The organism is Aquabacterium sp. A08, from assembly GCF_011742065.1.
The window spans coordinates 1-215 of sequence record NZ_JAAQQT010000224.1 but is presented as its reverse complement, the minus strand read 5'-3'; the positions used below and the strand labels follow the sequence as shown (position 1 = coordinate 215).

Genomic DNA, 215 nt, shown 5'->3' with positions numbered 1-215 from the left:
AACGCCCGCGACCTGACCGACGGCGGCGAGGCCTGCCCCTTCGACGTGCGCTACCAGGGCCGGACCTGCCGCGCCTTCGCGGTGCGGCACCGCGGTCAGGTCCGGGCCTACCTGAACCGCTGCAGCCACGTCGCCATGGAAATGGACTGGCGGCCCAACCACTTTTTCGACCTCACCGGGCAGTTTTTGGTCTGCGCCAGCCACGGCGCGCTGTT

General features: G+C 69.8%; 1 pseudogene. It reads left to right on the top strand.

From position 1 onward, the window contains the following. Positions 1-215: pseudogene (locus tag HA630_RS01250) on the top strand (Rieske (2Fe-2S) protein); the annotation flags it as partial.